Here is a 23,264-nt window from a genome sequence, read left to right as displayed (position 1 = left end):
CTTTTCGGGTGTTCGTTCTCGAATTTCAGGTACTTTTTGAGGTTGTAGGCGATCGCCGAGAGGTGCATCACCTTGTTCGCCTGTGCGAGCCCGATGGTATTTATCTTCCTCAGACTTATAAATTGGGTAAGACCCACTTATTTTTAACAATAAAAAATAAAATGGTTGGTCAGTTCTCAGTTTTTAGTCATTTCTTAAGTAGACTTAAATAATTTATAGCCTTTATGGTTTTCCGTAATGGACTGTGCGTTGATAATTGTAGGTTTATTCTTTAATAGTATATTAGTGAGCAGAAAAACTATTACACATATTCCTCGATAATAGGGGTATATGTGCAATTGTCCACATATACCATTGTTAACTAAAATAGCTCCAAAAAATAATTGGATGTAAATCTTGCGCATCTTTAGCAATTTTACGGACGGAACTATAACTCGGTCGGAATATGCTGGAACGGAAATTTAACGGAAAAAATTCTTACTCGGTCCGAGTTTTAAAATGCTCCCCGAATTACTTAAAAACAGACGGAATTTAAATCACAATTCTTTCCGAACCGAAATTAGACCGGAATTTTTAAAACCGGAATCAGTTCCATTTCCAAAGCAATTAAACAATAAAATTCAGACGGACCGATTTCCGACCTGGACGCAGAAAAAACGGAACCGAAACCAGTATGTGCTTACTCGGCCGTGTCGCCACTTTAGTTAACACGGGCTATAATCAATACGCAGGGAATTGCTTAATTGCAGCAAAGTACGTACTTTGTTACGGCGGATTTTCCAATGGAAAATCCACGTGCACAAAGCACGTACTAATCATAGCCGCAACGTTGTGCAACATTAACGAACCAGAAAATTAAGAGTTTATTGGAATCAATTTTTACAAGTCCGAAAGAGAAGAACGAGTTTGTACAAAAGCTTCTCGAAAAGATTGACTCGGAATTTGAACCTGAACAAGTTCCTGTGAAAACTGAAAAATATTCTGAACCTTTAAATTGTTTCGGAAATGTTGACAAAAAAGTAGAATTTGACGGAGGAAAAGTTCATTACGGGTGGGCTATTTACCAAACGAATATATTATGCGAAGCGGAACGACACGCTGTTTGGGAAAACGATAATGAGGAGTTAATTGATATAACACCAAGAGAAATTGACTTTGATGAAATTATGTTCGTCTCAGACAACGATTTTGAATATAAAGGTCAAATCATTGATAATTACCGAGTAAATATTACAAAAAACAAAGTCGTAGACCACTTTATTAAAGTCTGTGAAACTTTGAGTAAATTTTATTCTCTTGGAAAACGAAAAAATGATTGGGAATTAGAAATAGAGCCACATATTGGAAAGATTATTTATGAATATGAAGATTTAAAATCACAACTAGAACTATACATTAATAATGGTGGGAATTTGAGAAAAAAATGTATCTGTGGCGGAAATAAAAATTATAAAAATTGTCACGGAAAAATATTAATTGAACGAATTGAGAATGATTATAAAGCCATTATGAAAAACAAATAACGTTGCACAACACGGTGTATAAAACATAGCTAATAAGTGCTTAACCGAAAGGTTTGTGTTTATTTGCAAAGACCGCCAAATTTTTAAATTTGGCTTTTAAAAATAGATAAGTTAAAAACAAAATATAAAAATTCGGCTCTGTGTTAATCCGAAAAGTTAGTGTCTTTTTACACGCTACTTTTCATACACAAAACCGTTATGGTGCATTTGACCAAAAAATCGTGCTAAACAATAAAGTTAAGCGGACAATCAAACGAACTAAATTACAGAACGGAAAATATAGAAAATGGAACTAATTGAAAATTTCAAAATAATCGGAATAGAAACAGAAACGACAAACGAAAACGGAAAATCTGCCGAGGATTTAGGCGAACTTTGGGAGCAATTTTATGGTGAAAATGTTCCGAGCAAAATTCCGAATAAAATAAGTGACGAAATTTATTCAATTTACACCGACTACGAATCTGATTATAAAGGAAAATATAAAACAATAATCGGACAAAGAGTGAGCTCACTTGACAAAGTTCCAAACGAACTAATTGGACGAGAATTCAATGGTGGGAAATATCAGAAGTTTGTTGCAAAAGGACAAATGCCGAATGCGGTAGTTGAATCTTGGCAAGCGATTTGGGCAAAAGACAAAGAACTAAACCGAAAATATACCGCGGATTTTGAAGTTTATGGAGAAAAGTCCCAAAACGGAGAAGAGTCAGAAGTTGAAATTTTCATTGCGACCGAATAATGAAAAACGCACCACAACAATGTATAATCGCAATTACGGCGGATTCGACTACGTACGAATCCACTCGGAATTGCTAACGCTAGTGAATAAAAGAAAATAATAACTAATTTAACCCGTAACTGACTGTTATACGAGACCGTTGTGTTTAATTTGAAAAAAAATTGAAAACTTTGAGAAACATCTTAATTATATTTCTTGTTCTTCTTGCTATTGGATGTGGAAAAAAAGGAAAAGAGAGAAACTCAAGTGAACCAAAAGTTGTCGTTAAACTTTTGACCCCGTCTAAGATTAACGAGCCAATTAAAGCAATGGCAATATTACTGGACTCAGAATTCGCTGAAAAAAATTCGCAAATATTTGTCGTATTGCAAACGGGAGGAGATGAACCTTTGAAAAAGGACTTATCAAACGAATATGAAATCGATATTGAAGGTTTTGCTAACTTAGAAATTGACTCGCTAAATCAGAAATGGATTGAAAGTAAAGATAAACGACATAGTGCAGTATTTAGAAGAACATTCTATGAGCCTGGAAAAAATAAGCTTAGAGGTTATGTTTGGGACTTTTACGGCTTTGAATATATGGACTCAATTATACCCTCGCAAAGTAGAAAATATTACTTCGAATTTGATGTGGACACAGAGGCTGAAAAATAAAAACTAAACACAACAAAAGTAACCGTTGCACAAGCCAATAATTAGAGATAATTACTATCGATATAAGCCTCTTTAAGGGGCTTTTTTTATGCTAAGCTAGAAGTTGAACGTGAATTTTCCGTGCGCAGGAGAAAGGCTTTTCACGTAATGGACCATGATTTTTACGAATAATGGCAGGGCAAGCTTTCCTGCCCCACTTTTCGGGTGTTCGTTCTCGAATTTCAGGTACTTTTTGAGGTTGTAGGCGATCGCCGAGAGGTGCATCACCTTGTTCGCCTGTGCGAGCCCGATGGTATTTATCTTCCTCAGACTTATAAATTGGGTAAGACCCACTTATTTTTAACAATAAAAAATAAAATGGTTGGTCAGTTCGCTGTTTTTAGTCATTTCTTAAGCAGACTTAAATAATTTATAGCCTTTATGGTTTTCCGTAATGGAGAGTGCGTTGATAATTGTAGGTTTATTCTTTAATAGTATATTAGTGAGCAGAAAAACTATTACACATATTCCTCGATAATAGGGGTATATGTGCAATTGTACTCATATATGATTGTTACCTGCAAGCTGAAAAAACACTACGAATGGAATTAACAATAAACGATACAAATGACAACTTTGAAACTTGGCTTAACAAGGAATTTGTTACAGCGGACTTGAAGAAATTATTAACTGATAAATCTATTCTTTTAATTCCTTTCGAAAATTTAAGAGACACGCAAAACCCCTTAATGTTTCCAATTGGGACTGAAAATATTTTAAGGTATTTTAAAGAAAACCTTCCGGCAAATCAAACGATAGATATTTGTATTAAAGATGAAGATTATCAAGAATTTGCCTTTTACAGCGATTATAAACGTCTTGGGAATTTTTTAGTAAAATCTGTTGCAATAGCAGTATTTGTTAATGTATTATCTGCATATGTTTATGACCAATACATCAAAGAAGATAATACCAAACCGCAAATTCAAATTATTGATAAATCGACAAATACAACAATAAACAATCATATAAGTAATTTATCAGACAAAAAATATTTAGAACCAACTCACATAAAATTTTCGGTTACTGTTGTCGATTCCGTTGGAAAATCTAAAAACATAAGCTATGAAGGTCCTGCTTCCGAAATTGATAGTGTTTTAAAATCATTGAAAGATTATGAAGAGTAGGCTTCACAACATACATCAATTAACATATGATACACTAGCAGAACTTCACAATGAACTTCAGAAAGAGAAAGAAGATTATGTAAAAGAAAATAATCAAGAAAAGGCTAAAGAACTTTGGGTTTGTCAGACAATTATAGAAGTTCATAAACTATATCAAAATGCTTTTAAATTACTCAAAGAAAAGTCATATTATCAAGGTTGGTGTCAACTAGAGAGAATTGAAATTACCATAAGCGGTTTAAAGAGACATTTCAGCTACAATAAAAAAGAGTTCTTTTTATGGCACATTGAGAAGTCTGTAAAAAATTTACAAGTAATATTTCCATATAGGCTTTTTGCAAGTATGGAAGCTCTGAAAAAGAAAAAAGAATGCAGTATTTGTAATCAAGAGATTTCTATTAGAAACCCTTGTGGACATATTATTGGAGAAATTTATAATGGAGAAATGTGCCATAGAATTGTAACAGAAGCGGAAGTATTGGGAATATCGCTAGTTGAAAATCCTGGAAACAAATATTCTGTGATGTTTTTAAAAGACGAAAAAACTGGCGAGCAAGTTGACCAATATAACTACCAAACGATTGACTATTTATTCGCCCACATTCATTCACCCTTTGAAATTTGGGATTTAGAAGTTAGCGAACGAGAAATAAAAAAATCTGATTATGGAAATATTGGCAGAAATGACAAGTGTTCTTGTAATTCAGGAAAGAAATTTAAAAAATGTTGCGGATTAAAAATTGGAGAAAAATATCCTCATTACGAGTTTATTGTTATCAATCCGACAAACAAAACACTATTGACCAATACGTTAAAAGCCAGCAGGTAACAATGTATAAAAATAATAGCGGTTTAATCGCTAACACGAAATGAAATAATAATAAGAAAGGTCTGTGTTTAAATGAAAAGTTAGTGCAAAGAAATCCGCTACTATTCTTATACTAGACCGTTGGCAAACATTAAAACAGAGAATAATGAAAAAATTTATGGTTGTTGAAAAATTCAAACCTAATTGCCTTGAGAAAAACAATGAATTATGGAATAAGAAAGGAAGAATGCTTCCTGAGGGTCTTTACTATTTAAATTCTTGGGTTAATAAAGAACAGAGTATTTGTTTCCAACTTATGGAAACAAATAAACCTGAATTATTTGAAGAATGGACTAATAATTGGAAAGAATATACAGATTTTGAAATCTTTCCAATAGATTAAGTGTCTTTACAAAATGATTGAAATTAACAAAGCTAATAACACGTTTGAATTTAAAATCATTGAAAAATTAGCAAAAGAGATTTTGCACGAAGTTTATGACCCAATAATTCCTGCTGAACATACCGATTATTTTTTGACGGAATTGCAATTGGAAAACAAATTAAAAATGAGAATTTTAGTTATTTTCTCTTAAATTTTGACACTAAAAATGTTGGATATTTAGGAATTCAAAAACTGAATAAAAAACTAATTTTGAGCAAACTATATATTTTAAAATCGTTTCGTGGGTTGAAAATCGGAAAAACAGCGTTGGAATATGTTAACGAATTTGCGACGAATAACGGAATTGAAAAAATTGAGCTAATTGTTAACCAACATAACCAGAATACGATTGACATTTATCTAAAAAATGGATTTAAAATAGTGGAATCGCTTATTAACTCGTTCCCGAATGGACATTCTGTTGAGGATTATAAAATGGAAAAAATATTGATTGCGGAATAAAAACGATTTGCCAACAATGGCTATAATTAATACGGGTTTTGGTGCTTAATCCAAAGTTTAGAGCTTTTAACCAAGTCCGCCAAATCTTTTGATTTGGCTTTAAAATAAAAGATAAAACAAAATAAAAAGTTTTGGCTAAGTGCTTAATCGGAAATTCAGTAATTTTAATTCCCGTACTAACCATAGCCGAGACGTTGTGCGTAAGCTAGGTACGTTAAAGGCACATCGTTTACAAAGTTAAAGGGACATCGTTTACACTTTTTTAGGAGTTAATTTGAGATGAAAATCAAATTATCATGCCTTGGAAAGTAACAACAACAATGGAACAAAAAATCGAATTTATTTGTGAATGGCGTACAGGAAAGTACACTATAACGGAATTATGTAAAAGTTTTGAAATCTCTCGACCGACAGCTTATAAGTTAATAAGCAGATTTGAAAACCAAGGATTTGAAGGGCTAAAAGAACACTCAAGAGCTCCTGGAAAACATCCCAACGCTACCAAGGAAAATATCGTTGAAAGCATTCTAAAATTAAAAAGGAAATACAAGCTTTGGGGCGCTAAAAAAATAAGGGAATTATTGTTTAAAGAATTTAACGAAGAAGAAGTGCCTTCTGTGGTCACTGTTCATAATATCCTTAAAAGAAACGGTCTGGTATGTCCTCAAAAAAGGATGAGAAGAGTAAAACCGGTCCACCCTATTTTCGATCCTAAATCCTGTAATGAAGTATGGAGTGCAGATTATAAAGGAAAATTCTTGATGGGCAATAAAATCTATTGTCATCCACTTACTATTGCCGACTCCAGAAGCCGATTCCTGTTCACGGCCAAAGGTCACTATAAAGAAAACCTAAAGTCCGCCAAGGCTGAATTTAAAAGGGTTTTTAGAATATATGGCATTCCCAAACAAATACACACGGACAATGGAAGTCCTTTTGGTTCGGTCAGGGCCATTCAAAGATTTACACAGCTATCCTATTGGTTTATAGAACTTGGCATTTACCCTGTATTTTCCGACCCTGCCAGTCCGCAACAAAATTGAAGGCATGAACGTATGCACCGTGATCTGAAAGCGGCATGTGCCAAACCTTCTGCATTTGATTTAAAGGCACAACAACGTCGATTGAACCATTTTGTAAAAGAGTACAATAACATAAGACCACATGAAGCATTGGACATGAAAACACCAGCGGATATACATGACTATTCTACCAGACCTTTTCCAGAAAGAATACCAAACTTTGACTATGATACCAAATATAAGGTTCTTAAAGTAACCGAAAGTGGAGCTGTAAGATGGAAATCATATTACTGGGTATATGTGTCAGCGGCTCTGAAAGGAAAATATGTAGCTATTGAGGATATAGGTAACGGCATTTGGAAAGTCTTTTACAGAAATGTATTTTTAGGTTTCTTTGATCAAAGAAACCTAAGAAACAAACAAGAATCTACAAGGTTAGAAACTAATTTAGTGTAAAGTCTAATCTTTAACTTCTGTAAACTATGTCTCTTAACGAACAGCTAAAAATTATACGAAATTGAATGATATTTCACGGCATTAATAACCAAACTGTAGAATTAAAAATAACGAATTATCAGTTTCCTAAAATAACGAATTGCGAATATGATTCTAACTGGTTATTGATTTATCTAAATGTAAAAAGTGACTATGGAAATTGGCAAACTGTTGACCCATCACTTTTGGTTGGAGATGTAATAGAAATAGTAGAGTGGTTCGAAAAAATATCTTTAAACAAAACGCCAAAATATGAATGTTTGGATTTTATCGAGCCAAATTTGGCATTTGAGCTAATCAAAGCTGGAGTGGACTTTAAAACTGTTCGCATAAAATTTGACTTAGAATCTAGACCTCAGAGTGCAGATGACAAAAAAAATTATTTTGTGGACTGTAAAATGGATAACTCGCAATTGCAAAAAGTCATAGAAGGACTAAAAAAAGAATTGCAACCGTATCCAAGAAGAGCGGTTGGATGAAAAAAGCCTACGCACAACAATGTCAAACGTAATGCGGACTTTAGGGCAAAACCGAAAGGTCTGTGTATATTTATGATGTCGCTAATCCCGATAGCTATCGGGAATGAATTTAGCTTTTGAAAAAATACTAAACAATTTGCTTTAGCTTCGTGCACAAACGGAAACGAAAAGTTTCCTTGCCTCCGCACAATTAGCATAACCGTTAGCAACAAGCTGAAATCGTATATTATGCCTTTATATACATGTCAAAATCTGCTGCCGTTTGTATAACTTTCTGAATAACCTCTGGGGCAATCGAACGTTCTAAGGCATTATTTTCAGTTATTGGAATTCCTAAATTTTCAAAGAACTTCCTAAACCCTTTTGGACTGTGAATATTAACCCATTTACAAGGTTTATCACTATTATTTCCAAACGTATGTAATGTTTTTGGCAAAATATCTATTGATTCTCCTGCTTTCAAAATCTTTATTTCACCATCGACCATAAATTCCATTTCACCTTCTACTATTAAGAATACTTCCTTATAAGAATAATGTAGATGAGGAGGAGGTCCTTGCGCCATTGCTGGACTCTCACCCATCATTAAATCGTAATCTGCTGAAGTATCATAGGTCGTAACCTTATGACCTAGTATCCATTTTGTTGCTGCGTTTTTCATTTTATGAGACATTTGTCTTACAAATATAAAATAAGATTTTTAATTTAACAATATTTATAAGATATTTGTCTTATGAATGATGAATATCTTAGCTCAGGTAGAGCAAATCAAAAGTTAGAAACAAGAAAAGAAATCATTGCCAGCGCAAAATATTTCATTGATAAGGGAAAGGAGTTTACTCTAGAAGATGTGGCTAAAAAAGCTAAAATATCCCGTGCCACAATTTATAGATACTACTCAAATGTAGATATATTAACAAGTGAAGCTGCCTTAGATATACCGAAAGATTCTGAAACTATTAACAAAGCCTTATACCATCTCAATATAGAGGAAAGACTATTAGGTATACAAGAATATTATAATTCTTTCACAATAGATAACGAAAATGCTTTCAGAAAATATTTGAGCGTTGTAATAAAACCAAATAACGCCAATAATAAACGTGGAGCGAGGAGAAAAGAAACACTACAACTAGCCCTCAAAGACTCCAATCTTAACCAAAAGGAGAAAAACAAATTATCAAATCTGTTAACTGTTCTAATGGGTATGGAACCGTTGATAGTGACCAAAGACGTTTGTGGATTAAATAATAAGCAATCTAAAGAGTTGTTAAGTTGGGGAATGGAAATGATTCTAAAAGGGATTTCTATGGATAAAAAATTATAAAGTCATTTGCCAACAAGAGCTATTATCCACTGCGTCGGAATTTCCTAAACGCAAATTCTTATCTTGCAATGATGGCTTGTTTATCTCGGAATAGTCCTCGCTAACGATTCCGTAACGAAACCATAGCCCCAACCGTTGGCAACAAGCTAAATGAACAACAAGCTAAAAGAGATATCGTCATTTTTTGAAACCGAATATCCATTAAATAAAGATGGCTTACGGAAGTTACTTTCGTTATTCAAATTAGAAAAAATTAAAAAAGGAACGCAACTTCTTAGCGCCGGAACAGAAGAAAAAAAATTGCGCTTTTTAAATAAAGGTGTCGTAAGAGAATATTATGCAACTTCAGAGAAAGAGACCAACATTAACTTCTTTACCGAACCTCAGTTTATTACTGATTTAACTTCTTTTAACGCCAATACTAAAACGAAAAAATATCAAGAGGCTTTAAGTGATGTTGAGCTTCTTGCAATCGACAAAAGTTCCTTTAGAAAACTGCTAAAGGAGTACGACTGCGGAAAATCCTTTATTGAATTATCATTTCAACGGTTGCTTAGAAACAAAGAACTTTTTGAATACAATAGATTAACCAAAAGTCCGGAGGAACTGTACAATGAACTTTTCATTTACAGACCAAATTGGCTTGAAAAAATTCCACAATATCATATTGCTTCTTACTTAAATATTACACCTGAAACTTTAAGCAGAATCCGTAAGCGTATTTCTTGATTCAAATCAATGAAAAGAAAACTATCTCATTATAATTTTGAATCTTAAAACAAAATTATGAAAATACATCACTTACGAAATGCCACAATGGTCATAGAGGCTAAAGACCAATTTATTTTAGTTGACCCAATGCTAGGAGAAAAAGGAACTGCCGGACCACCTTTTACACTTTTCAGATTTAAACCTAAAAGAAATCCAATTCTTGATTTACCAAATAATGCAATGGAGATTGTGAATAAAACAACACATTGTATAATAACACATTTACACCCAGACCATTTAGACAAAAAGGCAGAAGAATTTTTAAAAACAAATAATATCCCTATTACTTGTAGCATTAAGGATGAACAAACATTAAAAAAACGAGGTCTTAATGTAGTTGAAACTGTTGATTATTGGAAAAAATCTGATTTTTTAGGAGGAACTGTTGAAGGTATTCCTGCAAGGCACGGTTATGGTTTTGTTGCGAAACCAATGGGTAACGTTATGGGTTTCTATATCCAATTGCCAAATGAGAAAACTATTTATTTAAGTGCCGACACCGTTTACACAGAAAATGTTGACAAAGTTTTAAAACAGTATAAGCCCGACATCAACGTAGTCGCTTGTGGAACTGCTCAATTAGATATTTTTAAACCATTACTAATGACAATGGATGATATTATTACATTTACCAACAACGCACCTGGAATTGTAATTGCAAATCATTTAGAAGCGGTTAACCACTGCCCTACGACAAGAGTACAACTTGCGACTGAACTTAAAAAACAAGGGTTAATCGAAAAAGCAAGAATACCGAATGATGGTGAAACAATTGAAATCGAATAAAACTAGTTGCCGACAATTTACTGAGATTCATACTTAAAATTTGTATAACCCATTACTAACTTTAATGCATAAACAAGCAACGAAAACATACACAAGACCGATTGCCTAAGCTAAAATTTCTAATTATAAAAACAGACTATATTTCTCTAATTAAACAAGCTCTAAGATGTAGTTGTTGTTGTACTGTTTTTGTTCCCATAAACATTTCATAGTTTAATGTTCTATTTTCAAAATTCCATTCTCTTTTAGAAGATTCCATCCTATCGTCATTAATAAGTATTCTTGATTCGAACAAAAGCTGATAAGAATCTTTTGACATCTTAATTTCATTCAAATTCAAACATTCCATTCTACCATTTTCATGTACATTGTTCATGCAAAATTGTTCCTCATTTTCGAATGAAATAAAGCCAGATTCCCAATGAGAGCTTCTTCTTTTTTGTGATGAACTTGGTTTAAGCCAAGTTCTTTGTTCATAATGAATAATAGCCCTTTCCTCATCCTTTTTGAACACTAGATGTTCTATGAATTCAAAATTTTTAATTGTTGGAAATATTCCTGAACCTTCACCTTTCCAAGTTCCAACAATACTGTTGGCAAACGACTCAAAACTAAATTTGCACATAGCTAATTTTTATAAACTGTTGTTGCAGCACTTTGCGCTGAAGGAAAAATAGTCATATCGGCAATTTGAACATGTTTAGGGAGATCAATACAATAAAAAATAGATTTTGCTATATCCTCGGCAACCAAAGGCTGGTAATTTTCATAAACAGCATCTGCACTTTTTTTATCTCCTTTAAAACGAGTTAATGAAAATTCGGTATTAACTGCCCCTGGAGCAATATTTGTAACCTTAATACCAAATGGAACAAGTTCTAAACGCATGCTTTTACTAATTGATTCTACAGCAGCTTTGGAAGCACAATAAACCAGACCGTTCTGATATGCTTGTTTTCCAGCAATAGAACTCATATTAATGATATGTCCTTTATTATTTGAAATCATATGCGGAATTATCAATTTTGAGATATAGAGTAGTCCTTTCACATTGGAATCAATTGTGCTTTCTAAATCAGCAATCTCACTATTAATAAAATTACACAAACCATGAGCTCCACCCGCATTATTTACTAAGACATCTATATTTTTAAAATATTCTGGTAAGCTATCTATTTTATCTTTTGTTTCTTCAAAGTTTTGAACATCAAAACATAAGACATGTACTTTTACATGCTGACTAAGTGTTGATGCTAATTCATCTAGTTTTTCTCTTCTTCGACCACAAATAATTAAGTCTATATTATTCTTTGCAAAAATATTGGCAGTCGCCCTACCAATACCTGATGATGCACCTGTTATAAAAGCTATTCTATTCATCTGTTTTAAAGTTTAAATTACGTGCCAAAATTCTAACTTATAAATAAGAAAAAACAGATTCAGATTTTTATATTTACACCATATCAGATTTCCAATTATGAATAATTTTAAGTTTGAAAAAATAGCGCAATCCATTGAAGAAAAAATTCATCATGGAATATTTGAAGTTGGTCATAAATTACCCTCTGTAAGAGCAGCCTGTAATGAATTTGCAGTGAGTCCTTCTACTGTATTCAAAGCCTACTACGAACTTGAAGCTAAAGGTTTAATAGAAGCCAGAAATAAATCGGGTTACTATGTAAGTTTAAGTGCTACGCAATTAAAAAAAGTAAAACACTTAAAAGAAAAAATCACTGGCACTAAAAATTCAGCTACAAAGGCAAAAAATGTAGATGAAATGATAGAGGAAATAGAACGCTCAAAATTAGGTGATATTGAGGTCGATTTTAGCTCTGCAACTCCCTCTATTGAAATGCTACCTATAAAAAAACTGTATAAATCGCTACAAACTTCTATTTTACACAATAAGCATAATTTAATTCCATATGAAAACCCTATTGGTTCCATTGAATTGCGAAAGCAAATACTATTACAAATCATTAATGGAAATAAAGCCTACTCAATTGATGATGTTATTATTACAGCTGGTTGTTTAGAAGCTATTGGAATTTGTATAAATATTTTAACTGAAAACGGAGATAATATTCTAATAGCAGACTCTTGTTATTATAATATCATTTCATTATTAAAAAACAAGAATGTTAAAATACATACATATGACTTTAACCAATCTTCGAATTTTGACAGTAAAGCTTTTGAACAGGTATTAATTGAAAAGCAAATTACTTTATGCTTAATCACTTCTAATTTCCATAACCCTACTGGCGTAACTTTAGATACTTCAGTCAAAGAAAAAATTGTAGCGATAGCAACAAAGATTAATATTAATATTATAGAAGATGATGTATATGGCGATTTATATTTTGAAAAGAACAAACCAGCCACTTTAAAACAGTTTGATACAAAAGGTATTGTCTATTATTGTTCTTCCTTTTCAAAAACTCTAGCTCCCGGATTTAGAATCGGGTATTGTATAACTGGAAGCAAATCGCAAGAATTTACTAAGCAAAAACGTCTATTATCTTTAGGTACAAATAGCATTACACAAGCAGCTTTAGTAGATTTTATGAAAACAGGACGTTTTGACTTGAATTTAAAAAGTCTTAGAAAACAGCTGCATTTGAATATGTTAAAATATGGAAATGCAATTTTAAATTATTTTCCTTCTGAAATTAATGTTGAAATTCCGAAAGGTGGATATGTTTTTTGGATAGCCTTTTCAGCGTCTTTTGATGGCTACGAGTTTTATAGAAAAGTGTTGAAAGAAAAAATTCTAATTACACCTGGTGAAATTTTTTCAGCAAATGGATATTATAAAAATTATATTAGAATTAGCTATTCTGAACCTTATAACGAAAAAATCGAAGATGCTTTAAAACAAATTGGCAAGTTAGCGGGAAAGTATACAGAAAAGACTAGCACGCACAAGGGATAAAAAGCATTTGCCATTTTTAGTTAAGAAGATCGTAGCAAAAATTGCTAACAATATACAAATCAAAACACTATCTAATTTTTGAACGCAACTATTTAAAAGGATTACATCTATAAAGAAAACTATAAATGAAAAAAGTTTACTTATTGGCAATACTTTTTACAATAATTTTTCAAAGTTGCATTGACGATGATTGTGGAGAATGCTTTACCCCTCCCCAAAGTTTTCATTTTGAAATTATAGACCAAGCGAGTGGAGAAAACCTATTTACAAATAACACTTTTGAGTCCGATGACATTGAGATAATCAATAGCTTGAATAATGAAACCATAGAATTTTCATTCATATCAGAAAACGAACTTAATTTAATACAGGTGAACTCAATTGGTTGGGAAACAGAAATTGTAAATTTAGAGGTTAGTATTGCTGAAAACGAACTCTTTAATTTTTATGTTGATGCCGAAAGAAAATTGGCAGACTGTTGCAGTTATACCGATTATAATGAAATTACGATTACCAATGCCGAGTTCGAGCTCGACACCGAAACCGGAGTTTATAAAATACTTATAGACTAAACAATGGTTTGCTGATAATGCAAATGATTTATGGCAATTTACTACGTGCTATTTATATAATCGTATCGGATTTTTTATCTTGAGAAAAAATAATTTTCTGCTATGATAGAAAAAAAGGTAGTTATGACTAAAATTTCCAATAAAGAAATATCAATTTCATATTTAAAGAAATATGCTGATAAAGATTTAAGTAGTATTGAAACCATGTTTTCTGATGATATTGTACTACGAGACTGGAAAATTCGTGTTGAAGGAAAAGAGAATGCGTTAAAAGAAACTCGTAAAAACTTTGAAAATGCAGACACCATTGAAATTGAAGTGCTGTCCACTTATGAAAATAAGAACACGGTTGCCGCAGAACTAAAAATCACCGTAGATACTACAGAAGAATTGTATGTTGTTGATGTTATTACCCTAAACAAAGAAGGTAAAATATCTTCTATAAGAGCATATTTGGGCAGAGGAGATAACTAAGTAGAAAGAATCTTTATTGCCAAAACTATATTTGAAAATTGAGTACTGATATTTTTAAAAGGATGGAGTTGTTATTCTAATCCTACTAAAATTAAAAGGTCGCAAGCATAAACTTGAGACCTTTTTTATATCAAAATATCAAATAGACGATAAATTACTTACCACCGTCTAATTTATTCTGTAAGGTTTTTAACTTGTCCCAATCACCGGATGCTGCCAATTTAGCTTGCTTGGGCCATGAACCTGGCTTATGAATAGAATAACGAGGTCCGGCTGCTTTTAAAATTGACTCCAAAGACTTTACAGAGGCTTTGCTAAGCGCACTAAATGTACCGTAACCTTTCTCTGTCAGAATAGCGGCGATTTTAGGTCCTATACCTTCAATCTTCTTTAAATCATCTTTTTTAGCCTTAGAAACGATTTTTTTAGCTGTAGTCTTTTTTGCAACTGCTTTTTTTACCGGTTTCTTTTTTTCCGGTACGGCACTTAAATCAACAACACCGTTATCTATACCAAAATATGGAGAAGGAACATAAGCGTCTGCAGCATGATCATTGAACCAACCTTTATCTTCACTCAAATATCTAAACTCGTAACTTTTACCGTTCTCAAGCTTTACACTCTTAACATAGCTACCACCCTTCTTTTCCATTTGAAAAGAACTGTCATTTGTTTGCCAATTATTGAAATCTCCCAATAGTATTACGTTCGACGTACTAGGAGCTTCGTTTTCCGCCACGGTGAAAGTTACTAATGTATATTTACCTTTTACTTCTTTTTTCAATGCCATTTTTATAGTATTTTATTCTATTATAAAAGTAACATAGAAATTACTCATTTTCAAAAGTTTAAGTTAAGAAATTGTTGATTTAATGTATTCGGTTAAAAAGACACCATTAAATTATTAAACTAGCAAAATCTATCCCCAAAGATTTTCCTTTCTTAATTTCAAAACCCACTAAAAGACACGGTATTAATCTTTAAGACTTTCTAAAGGCGGTATCACCAACTGATCGGTTCTATACAAGAACGCAATCTCTTTATTTTCATAGTTGGTATAAGCATCTATCAAGTTAGATTGGGCATTTTGTGCCATTGCCTGAGCATCTAACAAATCGGTAAGGTTACTTAGTCCGTTATCATAGTTATCCCTATTGACTTTTAAATTCTCTTCTGCCAACTGTTTATTTTCAAGCGCATATTGAATCTGTTCATGAGCATTAAGTAAATCATACCAACTTTGTGTAATAGCTAGTTTTAATTGGTCAATGCCATCCATTCTGTTGTTCTGGGCTATTTCTTCCTGTATTTTTTCTTGCTTCAATCTTTGTTTTCCGCCTCCCCACCATTCAGAAATAGGAATACTTAATGACCCAAAGGCAAAACCGGTAAACTGACTATCTATAGCATCATCAAAAGCACCGAACTCTACCGCACTAACACCAACTGCCAAAGACGGTAACAAATCTGCCTTTGCCATTTTAGTTTGTAGTTCACTTGCAGTAATCGATTTTTCGAGAAGCTCAAAATTACTATTACCCGATAGATCCAAATCTGGCTCACTGTATACAAAATCAGGCACCGTAGTTTGGTCAAAATTGGCTGCAACTTTCATATTTGGCGAATAGGCCACCCCAACGTACAGTGAAAAATCCAACAATGCCAATTTGCGCATATTCTCTAACCTACTTTTGTTTAAAAGCAGTTCACTACGATTCACCTTTACTTGCAGCAATTGGTTCTTGGCAATGAGTCCTGCTTCCAACAAATCTTGCTGCTGTTTTAAAAGCTCATCTAAATAGGTCTCGTTGGTCTCCAAAACCTTTTGCTGTTCTTGTAATTGCACGAGCTGCCAAAACTTGTTCTCCGTTACCAATAAGACAGAATCTACGGCTTGCTCTGCCCGAATCTGTGATGTTTGCATTTGTATATCTGCCAATGCATTGGAATTTCTAATACTTCCACCCGCATAAATAACCTCGGTGGCCGTGGCACTGGCATTATAAATATTATCCAATCCGTTAGGTAATATACCTTCAATTGGACTTATAAGGTCATTTGGTGCGTATAGACCTAATGCACTAGCTTCTACATTCGGAAAATAATTAGCGACCATTTCTCGCTTAAAAGCTTCAGATTTCTCAATAGTCAACAATCCGTTTTTAATGGCATTACTATGTTTTAAAGCTGCTTCTTTACTTTCTTCTAATGTAATTTCTTGAGCAAAGGCATTACCAAATAGGGCTAATGCACAAACCATTGTTAACGTACTTCGTAATTTGATACCGATGTATAAATATGATTTTATATGTTTCATTACTTAAATTCTACTATTAAACATTAGCATTGACCGATACTTCTTTTGTGGCTTCATTATCATCATTTCTAAAGAACAACCAGTATAAAACAGGAAGCACAAATAAGGTAAGCACCATTGAAAACATAAGTCCGAATGCGATAACGGTACCCAATGGACCCCAAAGACTCGAACGACTTACGATCATTGGTATAACCCCTACGGCAGCGGCAGAAGATGTTAAGAAAATAGGACGCATACGTCGTTCGGCAGCTAGAATAGCAGCCTTCTTTACACTATAACCATGCTCATGCCTTAATTCATCTGCATAATCAATTAATATAATACCGTTTCTTACCACAATACCACATAAGGCAAGCAAGCCTAAAAATGAAGTGAATCCGAAAGGATATTGCATAAGAATCAACCCTAATGCCGCACCAAAAATACTTAGTGGCATGGTAATAAAACTCAACAACGCGTGCATAAAGTTTTTAAAGTGCCAAAGAAGAATCAAGAAAATAAGCACAACGCTTAGCATAAGGGAAAGCCCCATAGGTTCGTTGTTTTCTATCTGCAATTCATATTCCCCACCGTACTCAATTCTAAGATCTTCGGGAAATTCAATTTCATCTATTCTGGGTGTCATTTCTGCAAGTACCTCGTTGGCCACCGCATCTTTTGTAATGTCTACACGAACGGTAAGACAACGGTTTCCATTTCTATTGGTAATCTGCTCTTGCGACCATTGTGATGTAACGTCGGCTACCTGTCTTAACGGAACCTTTACTTGTCGTTGCGGAGAAATAACGGACAATTGACGTAAATCTGACACGTTCTGTTCATGCTGATTTTCATTTTTGATCTTTACATCTATCGCATATTCCTCATCCCAAACCTCAGTGGCTTTTAGACCCGTTGTATTGACTGCCACAGCATTGGCTATGGATCTATTGTTTAAACCTAATCTGGCTGCTTCGTTGTTTTTAACATCAATTTTCACCGCTTCTTTCATACTACCAAAGTCGGTTCTGCTCCAAAGCGTTTTTTGGGTGTTTCGGGCAATGTTGATAATGGTATCACCATACTTTTTAAGCTGGTCAATATCATTACCATAAATTCTAACCTCTATTGGGGCAGTTGTACCTGCCATATCCAACTGTTTCATTCTTAAATATGCATGTGGATACATATCTGCATACTTTTGATCATATTCGGTCAAAACTTCTACAGTTGCATCTTCTGAAATTGTCGTTACCAAAATTTGCGCATAATTTTTGGAAGGAAGATTAGGCGCATACAGGGTATGAAAACGAGGAGAACCTTCACCAATAAAACTGGTATAATATGCTACACGCTCATCTGCCTTTAAAATTTTCTCCAATCCGTTGACCACCTTAGTAGTCTCATCGAGACTTGATCCAGGGGTTAAATTTATTTCTATGGCAAATTGGTTACGCTCTACCTTTGGAAACAATTGTTGACTAATGCCTCCAAAAAGCATCACCCCCACTACAATAGCTGCAATACCTAAACCAATGGTTAGTTTATAGCGCTCCATAGCTTTGTTGACCGCATTGTCAAAAAACGATTGAAGGCGATCCAACATCGATTTCTTTTCTTCTTTACCTTTCTCTTCAGGATTATCATGTAATCCCTTTTTAATGAATAATGAATTGATAAAGGGAACCAATAAAATGGATATGATCAATGATAATGTGAGTGCAATAATAATTACATATGGAAAGGCACTAATAAAATCGGATGCCACCCCTTCCATAAAAAACAACAATGGATAAAAGGTCGCAGATATAGCCAAGGTTGCCGTAAATACAGAAGGAAACAATTCTTTGGCACTACTAATGGCCGCATCTGGTATTGACATGCCCTCATCTAATTTTTCCACATAATTGTCAATAATTACAATAGGGTCATCTACCACAATACCCAATACCACTATTAAAGCAGCCAAAGTTACCGTGTTCAATTCTATACCCATAAAATACATAACAGCTAGTGTAGCCGATATGGTAATAGGTATCGTTGCTGCCGCTACAGATGCCACCCTAAACGGTAGCAATATCAATGTAACGATGATTACACCGATTAATGCATAGCCAAACTCTTTCATGAAATGACTAATGGAATGATCTACCACTTCCGGTTGATTGGCAATTTTTGTAATCTTAATATCACTCGGCATTTCCCTGATCACTTTATCAAGGCGCTCATCTATTTCCTCTCCAAACTGAACTATATTTCCTTTTTTAGCCATTTCTAAGGTAATGATCATACCCTTAGAACCGCTAATGGTTAAATAAGAATCTGGATCATCATATTCACGTACTACACGGGCAACATCCCTTACACGTATAATGTTTCCGTTCTGCTCAGTTTTTATGACTTGACCTGCAATATCAGCTTCTGTCGTCATGGAAGTTTCCAGATAAATAGGTCTTTCCTTTTCTGTATTCTCCAATGTGCCCGCACTTACAACGGCGCCTTGGTTTTGTAAACTGCTGGCAATGCTGTTAGGTGTAATGCCGTAATTGGCCAATTTATCTTGGTCGACATACACGGCAATTTGTTCGGTAAGTCCGCCAGAGTGCGAAATTTTAGCCATGTTATCGATCTGCCTTAACTCATCTTCAATATCCTCTACATGGCGCTGAAGGTCTTTGTAAGGTCTGGTATCGGATTGCACCCCGAGAATTAAGGCTGCCGTACTACCAAAATCACTATTTACTATAACGCCCTGTACTTCCCGTGGAAGTTCAAGTTGCTGAAAGATCAATATTTCAGATTTTAGTTTGTTCCAAAATTGCTCAGTGGCATTATGATCTATTTTGTCTGATATCTCCACGTAGATATACATGAGTCCGTCTTTGGAATAAGAATATGTTTTGGTCTTATCTACTTCATTATATCCGAACAGAAACTCTTCTACCTTAGACGTAAGTTCTTGCTCTACCTTTTCGGAAGAAGCACCAGGGTACGACCCAATAATTAAACCTTGCCGAATAGTAAAGTCTGGAAATTCGTTTCTAGGCATATTTAAAAGTCCGTAAATACCCATCAACACCAAACATAACGCCAGTACAATGGGGAAAGTAGAATGTTTAAATGCCCAATCTATTGCTCCGCTTTTTTTCTTCATCTTCAACTTACTTAGCGTCATTTACGATTTCTACCGGTGTACTCTGAGTTAATTTATGATAGCCAGAGACTATTAATTTATCCCCTTGGGCAAGACCCTTTTTTACGACCATACCGCTATCATACAAAGCACCGGTTTCAACATACTTTCGTTCTGCTTGGTTTTCATTGACTATATACACAAACTTTTTACCGTCTTCTGTAACCGCAATACTTTCTGATGGAATAACAATAACCGATTCGCTATTCTCACTTTGCGTAGACTTTTCTATAAAACTCACATTACAAGTCATACCGGGCTTTATTTGCTTGTCGGCATTATTCAATTTCACATAAGCTGTATAAACAGGCGAGCCTTGATTTGACTGAATGGAAACTTCATCAACCAATCCTACAATAGTTTTATCGTCTAAAGCAGGGATACTTACGGTAGCGGAATCGCCTTTGGTTATGCTGTTGATTTCACCATCTGAAATTGGAAGTACCGCTTTAACGGAGTTGATATTCACTATTTCCACGACCGGTTGACCAGGTTGTGCCAAATCGCCGGCGTCCATCATTTTATCACTGATATAACCGTCCATTGGAGCATATAGTTTTGTATGACGTACATTTTCATAGGTCATTTTTACAGCTGCCTGTGCTTGCTCATATTTCGAACGAGCTTCCAACATTCTAATCTCTGCAATACTACCTTTTTGATATACATTGTTTATACGCTCATAATTCTCCTTTGCCAAACGTTCTTGAGCTCGTTGTTGCTCATATTGACTACTATAAACAGAAGCATCTATTTGTGCAATTAGTTGGTTCTTTTTTACAAAATCGCCAATTTGAACAGGTACATTGAGCACATTGCCCGACACTTGAAAGCTGGACATTATAGACACATCTGCCTCAATGGTTCCGTTATACGATATTTTAGAGGATAAGTTATTAGACCCCTCGCCAACGTTCATCACTTTAACCTTAATAATTTTGTTTGTTGCGGTTTTTTCTTCACTACCACAACTAGTATTTAAAACAACCAATAAAACAATTGAAAGACCTTTAAGAAAATGCCATAAATAGGTATGCTTCATGCTAATTTCAAATTTGCGTATCATAATTAATTTTTCAATTTTAAGCGGCAAAGTTAGTTTAGGAATAATACCCAAAATGGTAATAAAACATCCTATTATGGTAATTTTAGAACATTAAGCGAATAACTGAGCCAATTTTATTCATAAAAAGAGTAAATTATTGATTAATTTATACCATTTCCCTATGGACGATATACCACAAATAGGCATACCAGAGCTGTATAAAGAAGATGGAATGCATAATGGCACCATACATCCTGGTTTAATACTTTTAAAAGCAAGAAATATGCCCGAGTATTTAAAGAATGGTAATCCTTTTAGAAATATAAACTATGGTATCTCTTTTTTCGTAGATGACAATTGTGAGATAAGTATTGATAATAATAACTATACCCCTAAAAAAAATACCGTTTACTTCTGTGGCCCTGGGCAAGTAATAAAAATTAAAGGGGAGTTTAAAGATGCCGGAATAGGTATTCTTTTTCAAACGGACTTTATTTTAAAACACGGAGCACAACAATGGATACAATCGTTACCCATTTTCAATAGATTTTTAAGAGAACCATTAATAGAGTTAACAGACGGAGATCTGCTCATGTTTCAAACACTATTAAAAAGATTAGAAACGGAATACCACTCTAACAACACTTTAAAATATGATGCTTTAGAGGCGCAATTGACCCTAATCTTAATAGAACTATCTAGATTGTACGAAGAGTCAAAAGGAACCAAAAAGAATATAGACACCAAACACATATTAGCATTGGAATCGTTGATCAACAAACAGTTTAAGTACAATAGAAGTGTGGTAGATTATGCTTCTCAACTTTGTGTAACGCCACAGCATTTGAACCGTATTACCAAAAAGGCTATGGGCAAAAGCGTTAGTGAATTGATCAATGAAAAGCTGATCATGGAAATAAAAAGGTATTTGGTGTATACCGACATGAGTTGTGAAGAAATTGCACATATCTTCAACTTTCACGACAATTCATATTTTACAAAAACCTTTAAAAAGGCAGTAGGCGAAACACCTAAAGCCTTTAGAAAGCAACAAAAAGAATTATATCTACCACTATCTTAATTACTTTCAATAAGCCATAAACTATTGAATAACGTAAATTTAACGTTCAATTAGCGCTACGTGTAAACATTATATCGTAATATTGCAATGAAACAATTGATATTAATAATATGGGATTAGCAAAAACAGAAATGTTTACCGATGAGCAGAACAAGATTTCAATGTTCGCAAAAGCTTTTGGTCACCCTGCACGTGTTGCTATATTACAGCATTTGTTCAAGATAGACACTTGTATTTGTGGCGATTTGGTCAGCGAAATAGGCTTGGCACAACCTACCATATCACAACACCTTAAAGAATTGAAGAATTTAGGATTAATAAAAGGTAATGTAGAAGGTACTAGCGTTTGTTATTGTATTGATAAAGACAACTGGTCTAGCATGAAAGGTATTATGGCGCAATTTCTAGATCAAGATATCTCTAGCAACAGTTGCTGCTAAAAAAAATTTAACAAAGTTAATCGTTTTATTGCGATAAATAAATAATAGAAATTAAAATTTAAAACATAGCATTATGAGACTATCAGAAATTAAAGAGCTTTTAGGACAGTTAGACACCATAGGGTTTCAGTTACCAAATGGTGAATTGGTACCCAATCATTTTCACGTTACCGAAGTTGGTAAGATCACCAAGAATTTTATTGACTGCGGTGGTACTGTTCGTAACGAAGAAGTTGCCAACTTCCAATTATGGAATGCGAATGATTATGACCACAGGCTTCACCCAGAAAAACTGATCAATATTATTGAACTATCGGAAAAGGTTTTAGGGATAGATGATTTGGAAATTGAGGTGGAATACCAAGGACAGACCATTGAAAAATTTGGGCTAGATTTTGACGGTACTTATTTTACATTGACCTCTAAACAAACAGATTGTTTGGCAAAAGACAAATGTGGTATTCCCGAAGAAAAGCAAAAAGTAAAACTTTCGGATATTAATAATGAACCGTGTTGTTCTCCTGACGGAAATTGCTGTTAACC

At 33.9% G+C, this 23,264-nt stretch carries 27 protein-coding genes and 1 pseudogene; 20 read left to right on the top strand and 8 right to left on the bottom strand.

Annotation, left to right across the window (positions count from 1 at the left end):
• A pseudogene (locus tag DCS95_RS20705) lies at positions 1-131 on the bottom strand (transposase); the annotation flags it as partial.
• Positions 132-866: 735 nt separating this feature from the next.
• On the opposite strand from DCS95_RS20705, the gene DCS95_RS19085 reads away from it, so the two are divergent.
• From DCS95_RS19085 to DCS95_RS19030, 11 genes are all read left to right on the top strand, one after another.
• Positions 867-1,523, top strand: coding sequence for a hypothetical protein (locus DCS95_RS19085; protein ID WP_116772393.1), 657 nt, complete (start codon positions 867-869; stop codon positions 1,521-1,523).
• Between the two features lie 286 nt (positions 1,524-1,809).
• A complete protein-coding gene (locus tag DCS95_RS19080) occupies positions 1,810-2,265 on the top strand; it encodes a GyrI-like domain-containing protein (protein WP_116772392.1) in 456 nt (151 codons plus the stop codon).
• 170 nt (positions 2,266-2,435) lie between these two features.
• Positions 2,436-2,921 carry a hypothetical protein gene (locus DCS95_RS19075; RefSeq protein WP_116772391.1) on the top strand — a complete coding sequence of 162 codons (486 nt, stop codon included), beginning with the start codon at positions 2,436-2,438 and terminating at the stop codon, positions 2,919-2,921.
• Between the two features lie 581 nt (positions 2,922-3,502).
• Complete coding sequence (locus tag DCS95_RS19065) at positions 3,503-4,087, top strand: hypothetical protein (RefSeq protein WP_116772389.1); 585 nt, start codon at positions 3,503-3,505, stop codon at positions 4,085-4,087.
• Complete coding sequence (locus DCS95_RS19060; RefSeq protein WP_116772388.1) at positions 4,077-4,916, top strand: YecA family protein; 840 nt, start codon at positions 4,077-4,079, stop codon at positions 4,914-4,916. The genes DCS95_RS19065 and DCS95_RS19060 overlap by 11 nt, the downstream gene beginning before the upstream one ends.
• A 145-nt stretch (positions 4,917-5,061) precedes the next feature.
• Entirely contained in the window at positions 5,062-5,298 is a 237-nt protein-coding gene (locus tag DCS95_RS19055; protein ID WP_116772387.1) for a DUF3303 domain-containing protein, read from the top strand.
• A 13-nt stretch (positions 5,299-5,311) separates the two neighbouring features.
• A complete protein-coding gene (locus DCS95_RS19050; RefSeq protein WP_116772386.1) occupies positions 5,312-5,491 on the top strand; it encodes a hypothetical protein in 180 nt (59 codons plus the stop codon).
• Entirely contained in the window at positions 5,440-5,802 is a 363-nt protein-coding gene (locus DCS95_RS19045) for a GNAT family N-acetyltransferase (RefSeq protein WP_116772385.1), read from the top strand. Before DCS95_RS19050 ends, DCS95_RS19045 begins: the two co-directional genes overlap by 52 nt.
• A gap of 320 nt (positions 5,803-6,122) precedes the next feature.
• Positions 6,123-6,845 carry a helix-turn-helix domain-containing protein gene (locus tag DCS95_RS19040; RefSeq protein WP_164674242.1) on the top strand — a complete coding sequence of 241 codons (723 nt, stop codon included), beginning with the start codon at positions 6,123-6,125 and terminating at the stop codon, positions 6,843-6,845.
• 12 nt (positions 6,846-6,857) lie between these two features.
• Positions 6,858-7,280 carry an integrase core domain-containing protein gene (locus DCS95_RS19035; RefSeq protein ID WP_116772383.1) on the top strand — a complete coding sequence of 141 codons (423 nt, stop codon included), beginning with the start codon at positions 6,858-6,860 and terminating at the stop codon, positions 7,278-7,280.
• A 65-nt stretch (positions 7,281-7,345) separates the two neighbouring features.
• Positions 7,346-7,798, top strand: coding sequence for a WapI family immunity protein (locus DCS95_RS19030; protein WP_116772382.1), 453 nt, complete (start codon positions 7,346-7,348; stop codon positions 7,796-7,798).
• Positions 7,799-8,024: 226 nt separating this feature from the next.
• Here the strand turns inward: DCS95_RS19030 and DCS95_RS19025 are convergent, their stop codons facing one another.
• Positions 8,025-8,459, bottom strand: a complete 435-nt coding sequence (locus tag DCS95_RS19025; RefSeq protein ID WP_116772381.1) for a cupin domain-containing protein — start codon at positions 8,457-8,459, stop codon at positions 8,025-8,027.
• Positions 8,460-8,531: 72 nt separating this feature from the next.
• On the opposite strand from DCS95_RS19025, the gene DCS95_RS19020 reads away from it, so the two are divergent.
• The 3 genes from DCS95_RS19020 (at position 8,532) to DCS95_RS19010 (ending at position 10,682) form a co-directional block, all read left to right on the top strand.
• The gene (locus DCS95_RS19020; RefSeq protein WP_116772380.1) at positions 8,532-9,125 is read left to right on the top strand and encodes a TetR/AcrR family transcriptional regulator; all 594 of its coding nucleotides are present in this window, start codon (positions 8,532-8,534) and stop codon (positions 9,123-9,125) included.
• Positions 9,126-9,275: 150 nt separating this feature from the next.
• Positions 9,276-9,854: a Crp/Fnr family transcriptional regulator gene (locus DCS95_RS19015; RefSeq protein WP_116772379.1), complete on the top strand. Its 579-nt coding sequence runs from the start codon at positions 9,276-9,278 to the stop codon at positions 9,852-9,854.
• A 57-nt stretch (positions 9,855-9,911) separates the two neighbouring features.
• On the top strand, positions 9,912-10,682 hold the full coding sequence (locus DCS95_RS19010) for an MBL fold metallo-hydrolase (RefSeq protein WP_116772378.1): 771 nt from the start codon (positions 9,912-9,914) through the stop codon (positions 10,680-10,682).
• 136 nt (positions 10,683-10,818) lie between these two features.
• Here DCS95_RS19010 and DCS95_RS19005 read toward each other — a convergent pair whose 3' ends face one another.
• Complete coding sequence (locus DCS95_RS19005) at positions 10,819-11,307, bottom strand: heme-binding beta-barrel domain-containing protein (protein WP_116772377.1); 489 nt, start codon at positions 11,305-11,307, stop codon at positions 10,819-10,821.
• A gap of 2 nt (positions 11,308-11,309) precedes the next feature.
• Positions 11,310-12,062 carry an SDR family NAD(P)-dependent oxidoreductase gene (locus tag DCS95_RS19000; protein WP_116772376.1) on the bottom strand — a complete coding sequence of 251 codons (753 nt, stop codon included), beginning with the start codon at positions 12,060-12,062 and terminating at the stop codon, positions 11,310-11,312.
• A 97-nt stretch (positions 12,063-12,159) separates the two neighbouring features.
• Here DCS95_RS19000 and DCS95_RS18995 point away from each other — a divergent pair, with 97 nt between their 5' ends.
• The 3 genes from DCS95_RS18995 (at position 12,160) to DCS95_RS18985 (ending at position 14,663) form a co-directional block, all read left to right on the top strand.
• Positions 12,160-13,617 (top strand): aminotransferase-like domain-containing protein, encoded by a 1,458-nt coding sequence (locus DCS95_RS18995; RefSeq protein ID WP_116772375.1) that lies wholly within the window; start codon positions 12,160-12,162, stop codon positions 13,615-13,617.
• 125 nt (positions 13,618-13,742) lie between these two features.
• Complete coding sequence (locus DCS95_RS18990; RefSeq protein WP_116772374.1) at positions 13,743-14,189, top strand: hypothetical protein; 447 nt, start codon at positions 13,743-13,745, stop codon at positions 14,187-14,189.
• 102 nt (positions 14,190-14,291) lie between these two features.
• Positions 14,292-14,663 carry a nuclear transport factor 2 family protein gene (locus DCS95_RS18985; RefSeq protein ID WP_208630772.1) on the top strand — a complete coding sequence of 124 codons (372 nt, stop codon included), beginning with the start codon at positions 14,292-14,294 and terminating at the stop codon, positions 14,661-14,663.
• Positions 14,664-14,817: 154 nt separating this feature from the next.
• Here DCS95_RS18985 and DCS95_RS18980 read toward each other — a convergent pair whose 3' ends face one another.
• From DCS95_RS18980 to DCS95_RS18965, 4 genes are all read right to left on the bottom strand, one after another.
• Positions 14,818-15,453 carry a helix-hairpin-helix domain-containing protein gene (locus tag DCS95_RS18980; RefSeq protein ID WP_116772373.1) on the bottom strand — a complete coding sequence of 212 codons (636 nt, stop codon included), beginning with the start codon at positions 15,451-15,453 and terminating at the stop codon, positions 14,818-14,820.
• Between the two features lie 183 nt (positions 15,454-15,636).
• Positions 15,637-16,980, bottom strand: coding sequence for a TolC family protein (locus tag DCS95_RS18975; RefSeq protein ID WP_244178499.1), 1,344 nt, complete (start codon positions 16,978-16,980; stop codon positions 15,637-15,639).
• 16 nt (positions 16,981-16,996) lie between these two features.
• Positions 16,997-20,116 carry an efflux RND transporter permease subunit gene (locus tag DCS95_RS18970; protein ID WP_116772371.1) on the bottom strand — a complete coding sequence of 1,040 codons (3,120 nt, stop codon included), beginning with the start codon at positions 20,114-20,116 and terminating at the stop codon, positions 16,997-16,999.
• 7 nt (positions 20,117-20,123) lie between these two features.
• The gene (locus DCS95_RS18965) at positions 20,124-21,221 is read right to left on the bottom strand and encodes an efflux RND transporter periplasmic adaptor subunit (protein WP_116772370.1); all 1,098 of its coding nucleotides are present in this window, start codon (positions 21,219-21,221) and stop codon (positions 20,124-20,126) included.
• Positions 21,222-21,381: 160 nt separating this feature from the next.
• Here DCS95_RS18965 and DCS95_RS18960 point away from each other — a divergent pair, with 160 nt between their 5' ends.
• The 3 genes from DCS95_RS18960 to DCS95_RS18950 all read left to right on the top strand — a co-directional run bounded on the left by DCS95_RS18960 (position 21,382) and on the right by DCS95_RS18950 (position 23,262).
• A complete protein-coding gene (locus tag DCS95_RS18960; protein ID WP_116772369.1) occupies positions 21,382-22,281 on the top strand; it encodes a helix-turn-helix domain-containing protein in 900 nt (299 codons plus the stop codon).
• 110 nt (positions 22,282-22,391) lie between these two features.
• Positions 22,392-22,721 (top strand): ArsR/SmtB family transcription factor, encoded by a 330-nt coding sequence (locus tag DCS95_RS18955; protein WP_116772368.1) that lies wholly within the window; start codon positions 22,392-22,394, stop codon positions 22,719-22,721.
• Between the two features lie 73 nt (positions 22,722-22,794).
• Positions 22,795-23,262 (top strand): DUF6428 family protein, encoded by a 468-nt coding sequence (locus DCS95_RS18950; protein ID WP_116772367.1) that lies wholly within the window; start codon positions 22,795-22,797, stop codon positions 23,260-23,262.
• The last annotated feature ends 2 nt before the right edge of the window (positions 23,263-23,264 follow it).

Source organism: Maribacter litoralis (genome assembly GCF_003075045.1).
Classification (GTDB): Bacteria; Bacteroidota; Bacteroidia; order Flavobacteriales; family Flavobacteriaceae; genus Maribacter; species Maribacter litoralis.
This window is presented reverse-complemented; position numbering and strand designations above follow the sequence as displayed.

What these genes read in the sequence shown, in the direction of transcription:
- DCS95_RS19080 (WP_116772392.1), top strand. Translation starts at nt 1,810, where the DNA reads ATGGAACTAATTGAAAATTTCAAAATAATCGGAATAGAAACAGAAACG.
- DCS95_RS19065 (WP_116772389.1), top strand. Translation starts at nt 3,503, where the DNA reads ATGGAATTAACAATAAACGATACAAATGACAACTTTGAAACTTGGCTT.
- DCS95_RS19060 (WP_116772388.1), top strand. Translation starts at nt 4,077, where the DNA reads ATGAAGAGTAGGCTTCACAACATACATCAATTAACATATGATACACTA.
- DCS95_RS19055 (WP_116772387.1), top strand. Translation starts at nt 5,062, where the DNA reads ATGAAAAAATTTATGGTTGTTGAAAAATTCAAACCTAATTGCCTTGAG.
- DCS95_RS19050 (WP_116772386.1), top strand. Translation starts at nt 5,312, where the DNA reads ATGATTGAAATTAACAAAGCTAATAACACGTTTGAATTTAAAATCATT.
- DCS95_RS19040 (WP_164674242.1), top strand. Translation starts at nt 6,123, where the DNA reads ATGGAACAAAAAATCGAATTTATTTGTGAATGGCGTACAGGAAAGTAC.
- DCS95_RS19035 (WP_116772383.1), top strand. Translation starts at nt 6,858, where the DNA reads ATGCACCGTGATCTGAAAGCGGCATGTGCCAAACCTTCTGCATTTGAT.
- DCS95_RS19030 (WP_116772382.1), top strand. Translation starts at nt 7,346, where the DNA reads ATGATATTTCACGGCATTAATAACCAAACTGTAGAATTAAAAATAACG.
- DCS95_RS19025 (WP_116772381.1), bottom strand. Translation starts at nt 8,459, where the DNA reads ATGAAAAACGCAGCAACAAAATGGATACTAGGTCATAAGGTTACGACC.
- DCS95_RS19020 (WP_116772380.1), top strand. Translation starts at nt 8,532, where the DNA reads ATGAATGATGAATATCTTAGCTCAGGTAGAGCAAATCAAAAGTTAGAA.
- DCS95_RS19015 (WP_116772379.1), top strand. Translation starts at nt 9,276, where the DNA reads ATGAACAACAAGCTAAAAGAGATATCGTCATTTTTTGAAACCGAATAT.
- DCS95_RS19010 (WP_116772378.1), top strand. Translation starts at nt 9,912, where the DNA reads ATGAAAATACATCACTTACGAAATGCCACAATGGTCATAGAGGCTAAA.
- DCS95_RS19005 (WP_116772377.1), bottom strand. Translation starts at nt 11,307, where the DNA reads ATGTGCAAATTTAGTTTTGAGTCGTTTGCCAACAGTATTGTTGGAACT.
- DCS95_RS19000 (WP_116772376.1), bottom strand. Translation starts at nt 12,062, where the DNA reads ATGAATAGAATAGCTTTTATAACAGGTGCATCATCAGGTATTGGTAGG.
- DCS95_RS18995 (WP_116772375.1), top strand. Translation starts at nt 12,160, where the DNA reads ATGAATAATTTTAAGTTTGAAAAAATAGCGCAATCCATTGAAGAAAAA.
- DCS95_RS18990 (WP_116772374.1), top strand. Translation starts at nt 13,743, where the DNA reads ATGAAAAAAGTTTACTTATTGGCAATACTTTTTACAATAATTTTTCAA.
- DCS95_RS18985 (WP_208630772.1), top strand. Translation starts at nt 14,292, where the DNA reads ATGATAGAAAAAAAGGTAGTTATGACTAAAATTTCCAATAAAGAAATA.
- DCS95_RS18980 (WP_116772373.1), bottom strand. Translation starts at nt 15,453, where the DNA reads ATGGCATTGAAAAAAGAAGTAAAAGGTAAATATACATTAGTAACTTTC.
- DCS95_RS18975 (WP_244178499.1), bottom strand. Translation starts at nt 16,980, where the DNA reads ATGAAACATATAAAATCATATTTATACATCGGTATCAAATTACGAAGT.
- DCS95_RS18970 (WP_116772371.1), bottom strand. Translation starts at nt 20,116, where the DNA reads ATGAAGAAAAAAAGCGGAGCAATAGATTGGGCATTTAAACATTCTACT.
- DCS95_RS18965 (WP_116772370.1), bottom strand. Translation starts at nt 21,221, where the DNA reads ATGATACGCAAATTTGAAATTAGCATGAAGCATACCTATTTATGGCAT.
- DCS95_RS18960 (WP_116772369.1), top strand. Translation starts at nt 21,382, where the DNA reads ATGGACGATATACCACAAATAGGCATACCAGAGCTGTATAAAGAAGAT.
- DCS95_RS18955 (WP_116772368.1), top strand. Translation starts at nt 22,392, where the DNA reads ATGGGATTAGCAAAAACAGAAATGTTTACCGATGAGCAGAACAAGATT.
- DCS95_RS18950 (WP_116772367.1), top strand. Translation starts at nt 22,795, where the DNA reads ATGAGACTATCAGAAATTAAAGAGCTTTTAGGACAGTTAGACACCATA.